The 12,564-nt window shown below is 39.7% G+C and carries 20 protein-coding genes and 1 pseudogene; 8 read left to right on the forward strand and 13 right to left on the reverse strand.

Features of this window, described 5'->3' with window-relative positions; translation table 11 throughout:
• Window positions 1-135 precede the first annotated feature (135 nt).
• The 5 genes from O9324_RS22890 to O9324_RS22910 all read right to left on the reverse strand — a co-directional run bounded on the left by O9324_RS22890 (window position 136) and on the right by O9324_RS22910 (window position 2,215).
• Window positions 136-441, reverse strand: a complete 306-nt coding sequence (locus O9324_RS22890; RefSeq protein ID WP_288141394.1) for a hypothetical protein — start codon at window positions 439-441, stop codon at window positions 136-138.
• 286 nt (window positions 442-727) lie between these two features.
• Window positions 728-1,087: a DUF5615 family PIN-like protein gene (locus O9324_RS22895; RefSeq protein ID WP_288141395.1), complete on the reverse strand. Its 360-nt coding sequence runs from the start codon at window positions 1,085-1,087 to the stop codon at window positions 728-730.
• Window positions 1,065-1,364, reverse strand: a complete 300-nt coding sequence (locus O9324_RS22900) for a hypothetical protein (protein WP_158199679.1) — start codon at window positions 1,362-1,364, stop codon at window positions 1,065-1,067. Before O9324_RS22900 ends, O9324_RS22895 begins: the two co-directional genes overlap by 23 nt.
• A gap of 233 nt (window positions 1,365-1,597) precedes the next feature.
• Complete coding sequence (locus tag O9324_RS22905) at window positions 1,598-1,984, reverse strand: type II toxin-antitoxin system VapC family toxin (RefSeq protein WP_288141396.1); 387 nt, start codon at window positions 1,982-1,984, stop codon at window positions 1,598-1,600.
• A gap of 3 nt (window positions 1,985-1,987) precedes the next feature.
• Window positions 1,988-2,215, reverse strand: a complete 228-nt coding sequence (locus O9324_RS22910; protein WP_288141397.1) for a DUF2281 domain-containing protein — start codon at window positions 2,213-2,215, stop codon at window positions 1,988-1,990.
• Between the two features lie 324 nt (window positions 2,216-2,539).
• Here O9324_RS22910 and O9324_RS22915 point away from each other — a divergent pair, with 324 nt between their 5' ends.
• The 4 genes from O9324_RS22915 to O9324_RS22930 are packed head-to-tail and all read left to right on the forward strand — an operon-like array spanning window position 2,540 to window position 3,589.
• On the forward strand, window positions 2,540-2,782 hold the full coding sequence (locus O9324_RS22915; protein WP_002785444.1) for an AbrB/MazE/SpoVT family DNA-binding domain-containing protein: 243 nt from the start codon (window positions 2,540-2,542) through the stop codon (window positions 2,780-2,782).
• The gene (locus O9324_RS22920; RefSeq protein ID WP_155120093.1) at window positions 2,776-2,874 is read left to right on the forward strand and encodes a type II toxin-antitoxin system PemK/MazF family toxin; all 99 of its coding nucleotides are present in this window, start codon (window positions 2,776-2,778) and stop codon (window positions 2,872-2,874) included. The genes O9324_RS22915 and O9324_RS22920 overlap by 7 nt, the downstream gene beginning before the upstream one ends.
• 26 nt (window positions 2,875-2,900) lie before the next feature.
• On the forward strand, window positions 2,901-3,137 hold the full coding sequence (locus O9324_RS22925) for a hypothetical protein (RefSeq protein WP_008202209.1): 237 nt from the start codon (window positions 2,901-2,903) through the stop codon (window positions 3,135-3,137).
• Window positions 3,137-3,589 carry a type II toxin-antitoxin system VapC family toxin gene (locus O9324_RS22930; RefSeq protein WP_002765140.1) on the forward strand — a complete coding sequence of 151 codons (453 nt, stop codon included), beginning with the start codon at window positions 3,137-3,139 and terminating at the stop codon, window positions 3,587-3,589. The genes O9324_RS22925 and O9324_RS22930 overlap by 1 nt, the downstream gene beginning before the upstream one ends.
• 202 nt (window positions 3,590-3,791) lie before the next feature.
• Here O9324_RS22930 and O9324_RS22935 read toward each other — a convergent pair whose 3' ends face one another.
• On the reverse strand, window positions 3,792-4,001 hold the full coding sequence (locus tag O9324_RS22935; protein WP_288141398.1) for a type II toxin-antitoxin system RelE family toxin: 210 nt from the start codon (window positions 3,999-4,001) through the stop codon (window positions 3,792-3,794).
• Entirely contained in the window at window positions 3,994-4,239 is a 246-nt protein-coding gene (locus O9324_RS22940; protein WP_288141399.1) for a hypothetical protein, read from the reverse strand. The genes O9324_RS22935 and O9324_RS22940 overlap by 8 nt, the downstream gene beginning before the upstream one ends.
• Before the next feature lie 303 nt (window positions 4,240-4,542).
• Here O9324_RS22940 and O9324_RS22945 point away from each other — a divergent pair, with 303 nt between their 5' ends.
• From O9324_RS22945 to O9324_RS22960, 4 genes and pseudogenes are all read left to right on the forward strand, one after another.
• Window positions 4,543-5,322, forward strand: a complete 780-nt coding sequence (locus O9324_RS22945; protein ID WP_288141400.1) for a PEP-CTERM sorting domain-containing protein — start codon at window positions 4,543-4,545, stop codon at window positions 5,320-5,322.
• 303 nt (window positions 5,323-5,625) lie between these two features.
• Complete coding sequence (locus O9324_RS22950) at window positions 5,626-5,880, forward strand: hypothetical protein (RefSeq protein WP_004161538.1); 255 nt, start codon at window positions 5,626-5,628, stop codon at window positions 5,878-5,880.
• On the forward strand, window positions 5,881-6,216 hold the full coding sequence (locus O9324_RS22955) for a type II toxin-antitoxin system PemK/MazF family toxin (RefSeq protein WP_288141401.1): 336 nt from the start codon (window positions 5,881-5,883) through the stop codon (window positions 6,214-6,216).
• 51 nt (window positions 6,217-6,267) lie between these two features.
• Window positions 6,268-6,372 (forward strand): annotated as a pseudogene (locus O9324_RS22960) (PEP-CTERM sorting domain-containing protein); the annotation flags it as partial.
• A 276-nt stretch (window positions 6,373-6,648) separates the two neighbouring features.
• On the opposite strand, the gene O9324_RS22965 reads toward O9324_RS22960, so the two are convergent.
• The 6 genes from O9324_RS22965 to O9324_RS22990 all read right to left on the reverse strand — a co-directional run bounded on the left by O9324_RS22965 (window position 6,649) and on the right by O9324_RS22990 (window position 12,509).
• On the reverse strand, window positions 6,649-7,224 hold the full coding sequence (locus tag O9324_RS22965; RefSeq protein WP_288141402.1) for a Uma2 family endonuclease: 576 nt from the start codon (window positions 7,222-7,224) through the stop codon (window positions 6,649-6,651).
• Between the two features lie 112 nt (window positions 7,225-7,336).
• Window positions 7,337-7,957 carry a Uma2 family endonuclease gene (locus O9324_RS22970; protein WP_288141403.1) on the reverse strand — a complete coding sequence of 207 codons (621 nt, stop codon included), beginning with the start codon at window positions 7,955-7,957 and terminating at the stop codon, window positions 7,337-7,339.
• A 48-nt stretch (window positions 7,958-8,005) separates the two neighbouring features.
• Window positions 8,006-9,532, reverse strand: coding sequence for a GldG family protein (locus O9324_RS22975; protein WP_288141404.1), 1,527 nt, complete (start codon window positions 9,530-9,532; stop codon window positions 8,006-8,008).
• 2 nt (window positions 9,533-9,534) lie between these two features.
• On the reverse strand, window positions 9,535-10,365 hold the full coding sequence (locus tag O9324_RS22980) for an ABC transporter permease (RefSeq protein ID WP_288141405.1): 831 nt from the start codon (window positions 10,363-10,365) through the stop codon (window positions 9,535-9,537).
• On the reverse strand, window positions 10,355-11,296 hold the full coding sequence (locus O9324_RS22985) for an ABC transporter ATP-binding protein (RefSeq protein WP_288141406.1): 942 nt from the start codon (window positions 11,294-11,296) through the stop codon (window positions 10,355-10,357). The genes O9324_RS22980 and O9324_RS22985 overlap by 11 nt, the downstream gene beginning before the upstream one ends.
• 232 nt (window positions 11,297-11,528) lie before the next feature.
• On the reverse strand, window positions 11,529-12,509 hold the full coding sequence (locus O9324_RS22990) for an ABC transporter ATP-binding protein (RefSeq protein WP_288141407.1): 981 nt from the start codon (window positions 12,507-12,509) through the stop codon (window positions 11,529-11,531).
• Between the last annotated feature and the right edge of the window lie 55 nt (window positions 12,510-12,564).

Here is a 12,564-nt window from a genome sequence, read left to right on the forward strand (position 1 = left end):
TGAAATGGGGCGAAAGTCTGTGGACTCTGTGTAAGACAGTACATGGTTTTTTAACTGTGGTATGCGACGGTGGTGGAAGCAGAAACTTAAATCGTGAGGTTTAGGAATCGCCGCACTTTTAGGGCGGCGAGGATGTCAAAAGTTCCATTGCCTCTTTACTTCATCAACACTAGCAGTAACAGCATCCACACTGGCTGTTCCTTGCAAAATAGCTCTTTCTAACATCTCTAGCATCGTATTTGAGAGAGTCGGCTGCTCTTGTAAAATTCTCAGCAGGATATTATTAATTCGGGAGTAGGAATTAGTTACCCTCTCTCTGGCATTAGATAATTCTTCTAATTCTGATAATGTCCGTTCATTTTCCCCATATTCTGTAAAAAGTTGCCATTCCGTTGCCGATGCGTACTCGGTAATGATTCGGTAGTTGACGCAGTAGATCAAAAATGCTCGTTAAGGTTTCCTCCGGTAATGTAGCCATATTCAATTATTTCTATTATCCCCAGTCTATCATCTGGTTGGTACGAGGTAATCCTGTTGAATTTAGTTTGCGATCGAGTTGAGGGTCAGTCAAGGGAGAAGGAAAAGGCGAATCCGACATACTGCGCCAAAATATCTCACGGAATGAGGATAGGTCGCCTGAGAAGGAGTAAAACAGGGGAAAGGAAGCGATCGCTAGTGTGAGAGATATATAACTTAAGATTTGTGACGCAATCGCTACAAAGCAGAATTAATAGTTCCAGTGGTTCAGGGAGATGAACTGATTAGCAAGAGGGACGTTAGCAGTTTCGAGATTGGCGATCGCATTGACAATTGCCTTAAAACTCATTTTCTTTGAGGGATTTGCCTCTTGATAAATTGCCAAAATTCCGGGATGATGGGAATCCGCAGCATGGAGAGACTGAAAGTCACGGCAGTTAAGGGTCAACAGGATGCGATCAGCATTTCTAGCATAGTCCAGAACTATGAAATCTGGCTGACTCATCAGACCAGCTTCGTTAACTGTAATCACTTCATGTCCAGCCTGTCGTAGCAATTTCACCAACACTTTATCTTGGGCATCTTCATCAATGAGTAACTTTAGGCTCAAGGGCTACTCCTCTCGCTTCTAGGTAACGACGTTCTGCGTCCGCTTCCTGCTGCAACAGTTCTTGATGAGTTTGGCAGTATTCAATTGCTTCGAGAACGGCGGCTAAGGGTAATTCTTTGCTGTCGGCGACTTCTTCAGGAGTCATTTTGTTGGCGATCGCATCTGACCAAACAGTGAAAGCTGTCAGCTTGCTGCCTTTGACGTATAGTTGCTGTCGCCAGGAATGAGGACGTTTCTCTAAATACTGCCATTGAGTTTTCGCTACGTTGGTAGTCATGCTGATGCCTTGATCAAAGCTGGTATCCCTAGTCTATCAGCTAGTTAGTGCGAGGGAATCTTCCCCTGTGAATCGCTAGTTAGGGAGAATAATGTAAAGATTTATTAAAGTGTAGCTTAGGATACAGTTGTTTTTTTGTGATGTGTATCCTCCTGTTGTCTGCCTTTGACGTTGGCTGGGGGTGCTGCTTGACCTGGCTGCGAAGGATGCGATCGCCTAACATTTTGGGAAATTTACCAAATTCTTTGAACGGGGTAACGGTCAAATATTTCATCAATGCTCAGAATAGGCATAATTTCGGTTATTGATTGGGATATTAAAAGTCGATCAAAGGGGTCTTTATGATAGTGGATAAGGGTTGCTAGTGTCCAGATATGAGCCAGATCAATAGAAAGTATTTCTAGATTATTAATGGTTATTTGATTTTTAATTAATTCCTGTAAGGATGGGTTAAGTTGTAATTTTCCCAGTTGCAGTTTTATTTGCATTTCCCAGACACTAGCAACGTTTAAAAACAAGCGATTATTTCGATCAAATAACAAATCTTGCCCGGTTAGTGATAGTTTTTCTGAGTTAATTGACCACCAAATAAAGCTATGGGTATCTAATAAAAGTTGCATGGGTTAAGTTGCAGGCAAGAGTTCATCGGTTAGGGGTTCGTTAAAATCATCGCTGATCCAGCCTTGACCTTGATATAATCCTGCAATTCTACCTGTTTGGGTTATTGGGGTTTGATGGTGTTGATTGACTATAGATTCCAAAAAATCGAGAATTTCTTGTTGTTGTTGGACAGGTAATGTCTGAAGGGTTTGCAACAAAGGAGAATTGGTATCTAGGTCAGCATTGTTCATCACGATTTGATTTGAGGATTTTGGGGGAATACCTCAAGGATAGCATGGGTTTTCAGAGGTGAGGGGACAAGTTACGGATGGTGCGATCGCACTACTGAAGTCGGATCGGGTTTCTCTGTCTCGTCTTCTGGGGGTTGTTTATTCTGGTTCTGGGTTTTCTTGATAGAGATTGGGAGAAAAATGTAAAAATTTATTAAATTGTAGATTTTGATACTTTTTTAATGAGGATAGTGTGCATTATTCTGTTGTCTGCCTTTGGCGTTGGGTGGGGCTGTTTAAGCGGTTGATTGATATAATGACAATGTATTTACCGAGCAGTCAAAAATGTTGCTGAAAATCATACAAATCGGCAATTCTCAAGGAATTACAATTCCTCAAGCGATTATGGAACAGTGCGAACTCACTGATGAAGTCGAAGCGATAGTCGAAGGTAAAAAAATTATTCTGAGTGCTAAAAAGAAGGTGAGAGAGGGGTGGACTGAATTATTTGATGACGAACCGCTCGAAGCAGAGTTACAGGATTGGTTAGGAGTGGAAAACGAGTTCGAGCCAGAAAATCTATGGTAGAAAGATTTGCTGTGGTTCTAGTGGAACTCGATCCGACTAGGGGTTCCGAACTGCAAAAAACCCGACCTTGTGTCATTATGAGATATGATTGATCTGGTTGCCTATTAGTCTAAGTCAAATGAACATTGAACAAGTTATCATTAAAAACCTAAGAAAACTTCCCTTAGAAAAACAACAAGAAGTGTTATCCTTCACCGAATCTCTCACCTCAAGAATTTCCCTCCCTTCCCCAGATTATAGTCTCACTCCCCAGGAAAAAGCTCAAAAATGGCAGAAAGTAATCGCTAAACTTCCTAAAACAAGTGCGAATTTACCTGATGAAGCTTTACACCGTGACACTATGTATGAAGACTAATGACTCAATATTTACTGGATACTAACATTTTGCTTCGGGCGGCTGATAGGTCTTCAGCAACTTATTCTCTTGCTAATAATGTAATTACTCAAATCGTTGAAACAGCTAATGAATGTGTTATTATTCCTCAAGTTTTAATTGAATTTTGGGTCGTTGCAACCCGACCCCTTGATGTTAATGGTTTAGGTTGGATTCCAGCACAAGCTACAAATTATGTCAATGATTTATTAGATAACTTTACATTAATTGCAGAAACCCCAGATATTTTTCCCCTTTGGTTTCAATTAGTCACCATCTACAACATTAAAGGAAAACGCACTCATGATATTAGGCTTCTTGCTGTCATGAAAGCTTCTAACATTACCCATTTATTAACCTTTAATCCTGATGACTTTATCCCTATTCCCAATATTACCATCGTTCATCCTCAAGATTTCATTAATTCCCAATAATTAGGCAGCAAATCCGACACACTGCGCCACAATCCCTCACGAAAGAGGATAGTTTGCCTGAGAAGGAGTAAAACAGAAGAAAACACCTGAGACTCCTTCTTCTGTGAATCACTGTTTTATGGCGAAAGGAGAAACAGCAGTCTAGAAAAGAGTTCTGGTATTATTTATAGACATCGCCGCGAGGTTTAATAGTTGTAATGACCTATAGATTGTTATCTCTATCTTCAAAAAACAACACTCGATACTTACCCACTCGCAATCTTAGTTCATCTCTTCCGTAAAGGGGTTTAATATCTAATTTTGTAGAATCCGAAATCAAAGTATCCAAAGCTTCAAGAATACGAATTTGGTCATTTTTTGGCATTCTTTCTAAGTAGCGTTCTGCTTGTCTAAGTAGAATATAATCAGCCAAGTTTATCTCCAAATAGTTTGTATTTTAATTCTGTTGAAGTGATTCCAGTATCTCGACCGGATAAATAATCTTGCCATGCTGCTTGGCTTTCAGCAAGTTCTTCGGCTGGAATGATCTCATCGTCATCTTTTGGCGCTAGGGTCGGCTTGATGATAGTTTTTAAATCCTCTAAAAGTTGCAACTTATCCGTAAGGGGAAGATTTTCTATTTGGCGGAGGATTTCATAGTAAGTTGTCATAGACCTTGATCGTATCAGATAATCCGAACACACCTCGAATAATACCACATCCAGATACTAACCAAAAATGGTCAAAGCGGTGGGCTGTTCACAACCGATTCGGTTCTGCGGTTTCTTTATCGGGATTAAGAAAAGAATATAAAGATTTATTAAACTGTAGCTTTTGATACAGTTGTGGGGGGGGGAGTGTGTATGCTTCTGCTATCTCCCATTGGTGTTGGGTTGGGCTGTTGCTTGACCTAGCTGCGAGAGGATAATTCCGAGCTTTGAATTGACAAAACGATAAACTTCGTGAAAACCATGATGACAAACAATACACTGACAAAAACTTTTACCTTTGGGGGTATTGTATTTACCATTCTAGCTGGCTCAGGTTTCTTAGCTTCACAAGCTCAAGCAACCGTAATAACAAATGGATGTGCTGCTACGAACCAATTCTGTACTCTTTCTGAACTTTACGGAGGTGCGAGTATCCAAGTTGGTGATAAAGTCTTTAGTGATTGGGTAGTTGTAAATGAAGCTGGTAAACCTGTCAATGCAAGTGATATTCAAATAAGTGGCATTTTTCAAGATACAACCGCACCAGGAATAAAAATCAATGCTCTGAATGGTGCTTTCTCCGTTCCCGATTTTTCTAGTCTATTTTACGATTTTGACTTCAAAGTCACTTCTCTAGGGCCATTAATTAAAGATTTTAGTTTAAGATTACCAACCGATGGATATACGTTGAATGGTTTAGGAACTATAAGTATTGTTGAAATTGTTGGCACTACTTGTGGTTCAGATAATTTAGGTGGTGGTATAATAGACGTAGGTTCAACTGGGCTAGAAGTTACAGGAGAATTTACTCCCCAACAAATGGTGTGTGTAAGAAAAAGTATCTTTATCAGTAATATAAATTTACCAGGAGAAGGCTTTCCTCCCATCGGAATTACTATGATAGAACAACGCTTCTCTCAAGTCCCCGAACCCAACTCGACCCTCAGCCTCCTCGCTCTCGGTACTCTCGGCGCAGCTTCAACCCTGAAGCGCAAACTAAAACCCTCTCAATCCAGCGAAAAGGAAACCAGAAAAGTAGGCTAAATTGTTTCTAAAAATACCATAAATGTCCCTTCATTCAGTCGTTTGAAGGGGTGTTTTTTGTCTATTGTTTATTGTCTATTATTTAATTGTTGCTAACTAATTGACAACAAGAGCGTTTGGCTCTTCTGGTTTCTGTGTGGAAACGAAGTCTATACTGATAGAATATCCGCAAAATAGTCTTAAAAGTTTTGTCCAGTAAGCATTTCACGATTCCATAAGCAAAAATTATCACACAAAGCCGAGAAGAGCCAGCGTTTTTTGTGGTAAAATAGCTAGACTGGTGTAAATATAGTAAAAGCTAAAATGTCTGTCACCCATATTAATAATCTTCAAGACCAGATTTTGCAAAGTATTAAGACTTTACCGCTAGAAAAACAGCAACAAGTCCTTGAATTTGTCAAATCCTTACAAAGAAATTCACGTTTTCAGAAATGGGATAATATTTCAGATGCAGAAGCACAAGCGTTACAAAATGAATTTGCTCAAGAGGATATTAGCTTTTCAGAAAGTATTTTACCCGATTATTTATCTCACCTTGAACAAGAGGATAAGAAATAAATGCGAGGCGATATTTATCTAGCTGATTTGAATCCGATTCGTGGTTCAGAACAAGCTGGTATTCGACCTGTTATTATTGTCCAACATAACAATATCGATCGCTTCACTAGCACTGTTGTTGTAATTCCATTAACCAGTAATTTACGTCGCGCACAAATCCCTGGAACAATGGTTATTCCCGCAGGACAAGGAGGCTTAAATCAGGAATCAGTAGTCTTATGTTATCAAATTGTTGTTATTGATAGACAACGACTTCAGCGACAGTTAGGGACACTTTCTTCTAGTTATTTACAGCAATTGGAAGAAGCGATGCGATACACATTAGATTTAACATAAAACCCTAATATGAATGTTTAATTAGTTTAATTTTCTGTCTGGAAAACTTGAACTTTAAGTCTCCTATTACTTAGTACACTCGGCGCAGCTTCAACCCTCAAGCGCAAACTAAAACCATCCAAATCCTCAGAAAAAGAAACCACAAAAGTAGGCTAAATTGTTTCTAAAATACCATAAATGCCCCTTCATTCAGTCAATTGAGTAGGGGCATTTATATCGTATTTTTATGTTATCTTGAGGGTATTTATACCGCTTTGCGGAAGGCAAAAGTCTTATACCATAAGCTTTTTATGTTCCTAATTTTTACAATCCAAATCAATCATTAATGCTACCAGCATAAAATAATTAAAAAATAAGTCCACATCCCTATAACTTTGAAAACTTTACTCTTCTGGAATAAAGTGATAAACCAAACGATGCTGACAGAACAAATTAAACCTTTAGCCAAGCAAAAATATCCACTGCTGATATTGACCAACGTTCTAAACCTTTAATCACCGCTAAAGGCTCATTATTTCCTTCGGTTGCAATATGTACTTTCGGTAATCCTGTTTGAAAAACGGTGACTGACTTTGCTGAAGGATCAATCAACCAACCTAATTCTGTTCCTTGTTGTAAACAGAAAATAATCTTTTCCATCCCTAAGGTAACAGATTGTTCAGGAGACATAATTTCAATAATCCAATCGGGATAACGTAAAAATTGATCGGCCATTTCTCCATCTAGATCTCTTGGCAAATTCTCCCAACGAATCACCGCCATATCTGGCACAATTGAACGTTCTGCAAAAGTACAACGCAATTCAGGTAGAGCATAAGCTAATTTTTGAGGTTTAGTCTGTTGATTAATGGCAGAGGCTAACTCAAATTGTAAGATGCTGTGTTTTCCTTTGGCCATAGGTTTTTGAGTGACAATTCCATGATAATATTCCCTAGCAGGATTAGTTTCTGGAAGGGCAAGAAATACTTCGAGGGGAAGGGCTTGTTTATCTTCTATTGTGGTAAACATTGATTGATTTCTCCGATCTTGAGTTGTTTTCTATTATAAGCTCCTGATTCCTTACTCTCAGGTAAGTTTTTGATTTTTGCAATAGGTCTAATCTAAAAATACGGGTTTTTCTTTAAGCTCTAGCACGAAAAACTTGATTAGCAGTCAGGTTTAACTCTGGAAAAACTCCTGAAATAAGACGTTGATCCTGTTTAAATAAATTACCTTGATATTCTCCATCGATTAATTGATAGATAGAAATGGTGGGTTCTTTGGGGCTGCCGATATATCGGGCCGAACCTTTGGCTAAATAATCGATAATCCAATATTCGGCAATTCCTAATTGTTCGTAGTCGTCGAATTTTTTCAGATAATCATCTCGCCAATTGGAACTGACAATTTCAATAATTAATTTAGCTGATGTTGCCAGAGAAATTGAGGAAGCAGTTTCCCAATAGGGATCATTAACTAGATTTTCTCTGTCTAAGACAATAATATCGGGTAGATAACCCGTATGAGAGCGAAGGGGTTTTACTGCGGCCGTATTGGGGATAAAATAGGGCAATTGCCGTCTTCTAATCTCCAATCCTAACTCGATGGTCATAAAACCGCCAATTTCTTCGTGTTTTCCGATCGGTCGCATCATGGCTAATAATTTTCCTGCGATTAATTCGTATTGTTGTCCATCATCGGGATATTGATTGATATAGTCATCAAAAGTCAACAATTGGGGGATAGTTTGGGTTGTGGTCATGGCAGTTAGGGTAAATAAGAGAGATGATTTTTCTAGATTCTAACTCGATTAACGACGTTGCCACCAAGTCAATCCAGCTAGGGTAAATCCTACTAAAGGCATCACTACCATCGCTATCCAAAAAATCGCGTTAGCTTGCAGGGGATTTAAATTAATTCTTCTATTTTCTGGTTCCTTAGCCCGGATAGATAAGGTGGCTGTTTCACCACTGGCTAACCACTGCACAGAATTTAAAAATATATCTCCGTTTAACTGTTGTTCAAATAGTCCATCGCTGGCAAAGCTGGCATTACCAATCACGATTAATTTACCTTTTTTTCCCGTCAGAGCAACTCCTAAATCAAAGGGTCCAGCTAAATCTTTTTCAGGGTTAAACTGGAGATTCTGATCATTTAAATCACTCTCAGCCCACATTTTATCATTAGTAATCATTAAAGATACGGCTTCAATTCCTTCGATGGGAACGGTAGCGATGGGACGAGCAAAGGGAAAGATAGAAATACCGTTGGCAAAATCGCGAGTAATCGGATGATTGCCGTAATTGGTAATAATGGGACTAGCCGGACCTAAACCGATGATTTCCCCGGCACCAGAAGCATCAATAATAATCCGATTATCTAGTTTCACACCCCAAGAGGTTAATAAGGGTTCTAATCCGGTTTCGGTTTGGGGGTCAATCAGTAATAAAATTTTGCCCCCTTGCTCAAGATAGTTTTTTAAAGCGGTGACTTCCTGGGGAAATATTTTTCTTTTGGGACTGGCAATAATAATGACATCGGCATTATTGGGAATGGTGGAACGTTCCACTAGATTAAGTGGTTCTACTTGATAACCTTTTGCTTCTAAACTATTGACTGCTTGCACTAATCCACCTTGAGGTTCTTTGATGGCATTTTCTCCATGACCTTGCAGAAAATAAGCGGTTAAAGTGCGATTGGTTTTAGCGGTTTCGATGGCGTTACTCAGTTTCGCTTCGGTGAGACTTTCCTCTTCACTAATGGTTTTTAGGGGTTGTTTTTTGTCACCATACTGTAGATAGACTCTAGACAGATTATCATCAGCTAGTTTTTTAAATTCTTGGACAATATTGGGTTTTTTCTCCGGGTTAACTATCTCGTACTGAAATTGGGGATTTTTGCGTTGATAATTAGCTAAAAGTTCCTCTTCGTTGGCACTGATTCCCCGGGTTGAAAAAATCCAGACTTTAACGGGTTTTGACAGATTGGTTAATAGTCTTTCGGTTTGGGGGGATAAACTAAAGATTTGGTTTTCGGTTAAATCAACTCGATAGGGATAACGGAGAGCGAGAAAGTTGATTAAACCGATAACGCTGAGGACAATAATAGTAGTAATGAGGGTTTGAGTGCCGGTGCGGGTACTTCTTTTTTGCCAAAAGTCTTTCTGAGTGATTACTGATAACAACAGCCACCCTAGAAACAGAATAGCCCCGGCAATTAATAACCCCAGAGAGAGGGATGACCATTGACCGGAGATTAACCCCACTGTTAAGCCAGCACTACCCAGAAAGAGGGCGGGTATATAGAGAAATTTACTGTATTTTTGCCAGGATCTCATAGTTAGTTTCTTTGATAACGGTCCGCTTCGATCGCTTGAGTAGTTAGGAAGATTCCCAGCAGAATATAACTGAGGAGGATGACTAAACTACTACTGTCAAAAATTCCCCGCACGAAATTGTTAAAGGGTTGATACCAAGATAGATGGGAGAGCAATTCTTTCAAGAAAAATCCAATCTGTTCTCCCACTTCTCCTCCAATGCGATCTCGAAAGAAGGTTTCGGCATTGTTAGCAATTACATCCAGTATCCAGATAAATAAGATGGTGATAAAGGTGATGATGTAAGCAAGGATAGAACTATTGGTGAGGGAAGATATAAACATCCCGATGGCTAGGATGGCGGCTGCCAGTAAAATTAATCCTAGATGAGCTAGTAAAATACTGGCTATATTCACCGGGGGAACTGCGGCACTAAAAACTACTATTTCGTAAATCCAGATGGGGGTAATCATCACGGTAAAAAAGGCCAGCACTCCCAATAATTTACCGATCGCTATACTCCAATTAGTCAGGGGAGAAGTGGCTAAAAGTTCTAGGGTTCCCTGTTTTTTTTCCTCTGCGTATAATCCCATAGACAGGGCTGGCAAAATTACCAACAATAAGGAGGATAAAATAATGCCGATGAAAGTGGTCATAAATTCAGATACCGTATCTCTGGCTACCAGAAATCCCGATTGTTCCTGAATACCAATATCGAGAATAATGCCGTAGAGAAGGGAGTTAAAGAAAAATCCTGCTACTAACCAAAATATACCCATAATGATATAGGCATTAGCGGCGGTAAAATAGCTTTGAAATTCCTTGCGAAAAATCGCCCAGATATTATTGATCATGTCTCTCCTCTTGCTGGTTACTTTCCCCGCTGCCGATTACTTCCAGAAAGATGTCTTCTAGGGTTTTACGGGTGCGACGCATTTCTAATAAGTTATAACCATTGTTGACAACTATTCTAGCAAGTTCTGCCCCTAGGTTTGTCCCCGCTTGACCAACAATTTTAAGCAGGTTATCGCCGACTTTTGCCCCTTGCTCGACTTGCGGCAGTTGTTGAAGGATTTCTAGCAGGGAATCCCTATCACCTTCGATCTCAATTTCATAACTGGAACCAGCAGGGGTAGCGGTAGTAATATTATTGGCTACGATGCGACCCCGATTAATAATTGTCGCTCGATCGCAGGTAATACTCACTTCTGGTAAAATATGAGTGGAGAGAATAATTGTATGTTCTCCCGCTAAACTTTTAATTAGATTTCTTACCTCGATAATCTGTTTCGGATCCAATCCTACTGTCGGTTCATCTAAAATAATTACTGGTGGATCGTGTACGATCGCTTGGGCAATTCCCACACGCTGTTTATAACCTTTGGATAACTTGCGGATAATAACTTTTCTTTTTTCTAGTAACTGACATTTGCCTAAAACTAAATCTACCCGCGCTTTTCTATCCCCCGATGAGATACCTTTAATCCGTGCCACAAAATCAAGAAAACTTTCCACGGTCATCTCTGGATACAAGGGGGGATTTTCAGGAAGATAACCAATGCGACGACGCACTTCTAAGGATTGTTTATGTACATCGTATCCTGCTATCCTTGCTGTTCCCGTCGTAGCAGGAATATAACCAGATAAAATCCTCATAGTCGTGGTTTTTCCAGCTCCATTCGGTCCCAAGAAACCGAGTATTTCTCCTTTTTCTACGGTAAAATCCACGTCACTAATTGCCGTGGTCGAACCATAAATTTTACTCAGATGTTCCACTTCAATCATAAGCTTTATCAGTTATCAGTTATCAGTTATCAGTTACCAGTTACCAGTTATCAGATAGGAGTTTTCAGTCTGTTAAGTGACCAGTTCGGGGCTTTCTTTTCACTCGACGGAATCTAAAACCTAATTTGTTAAGCTAGAAGATTTGATGGACTTAGTTTCTAACCTTCTTTTTGGGTAGGAGAATTGCCAGATTCTTTCTTTTGCCTTTTGCCTTTTGCCTCTTGCCTGCTGCTCACTGATAACTGATTTTTCCCAGACTATGATCCTGATTAATTTCTACCACTAGCTCTGCTTGTTTGAGCAGGGGTGGGAGAAATAATTGCGGATGTAAACTTTTCCAAAAATACTTGACAAATTCCTCAATTTCTGATGGGGTCATACCTCCTTTTGTTTCGGCTGCCTGTCGCCATTGTAAACTGTAACGGTAGTCAAGGGGATAAAGAATCAGTAAGCGATCGATTTTTGACCAGAGGGGTAGATATTCTCGCAATCTTTGATTATTATCCCTGGCGAATTGTCGGTCTTCTTCGCTATTAATCGGATCGGGGGCATGATCAAAGACTGTTTCTTCTATTGGATTCATGCCCACAAACCAACCCTCAAAAAAAAGAATATCAACTCGTTCCACTTGTTCCGCTGCAATTCTATCTCCTTGTCCTTGATGCAGGGACTTGTCAAACCGCGGGATTAAAATCGGACTTTCTTGCTGACAAACCTGTTCTAAAACTTTAATTCCTAATGCTATATCATGAGTACCCGGTGGACCACGCCAGCGCAATCTTTCATCCTTTTGACGCAATTTTATTCGCTCATTATAGGTCTTATAAATATCATCTAAAGAGAGATTATTTACTTTTAAATCAAAATAGGCTAAAATAATCGACATTATGGATGTTAAGGTGGTCTTCCCCGTGCCTTGGGGAGCCAAAATGCCTTGAATCAACGGTTTTGCGTGGCTGCGTAGCTCTAGCACCCAAGGAATCCAGAAGCGCCAACAGCTGATCAAAATCTGATTTGGCTGATTTATCCCTAACTCCTGACATTTTTGCCAGACTCGCGGCCAGAGAATCGTTAATAGTTCCGCCCTTTCCTGTAGGATGAGAGGGTTAGTCTCCCTAAAACTTAAGGATTCGATCGCTAGTAATTCTTCTAGATCCGCCTCAGTTAAGGGATTTTTGTCGATTAATCCCTGTAAAATCGTCAAAATCTTCATAGCTGTTATATCAGAATTAGCCAAAAACTGTCCCAATGATTCAGGAATAATTATC

This window comes from Microcystis sp. LE19-84.1B (assembly GCF_027531875.1).
GTDB lineage: Bacteria > Cyanobacteriota > Cyanobacteriia > Cyanobacteriales > Microcystaceae > Microcystis > Microcystis panniformis.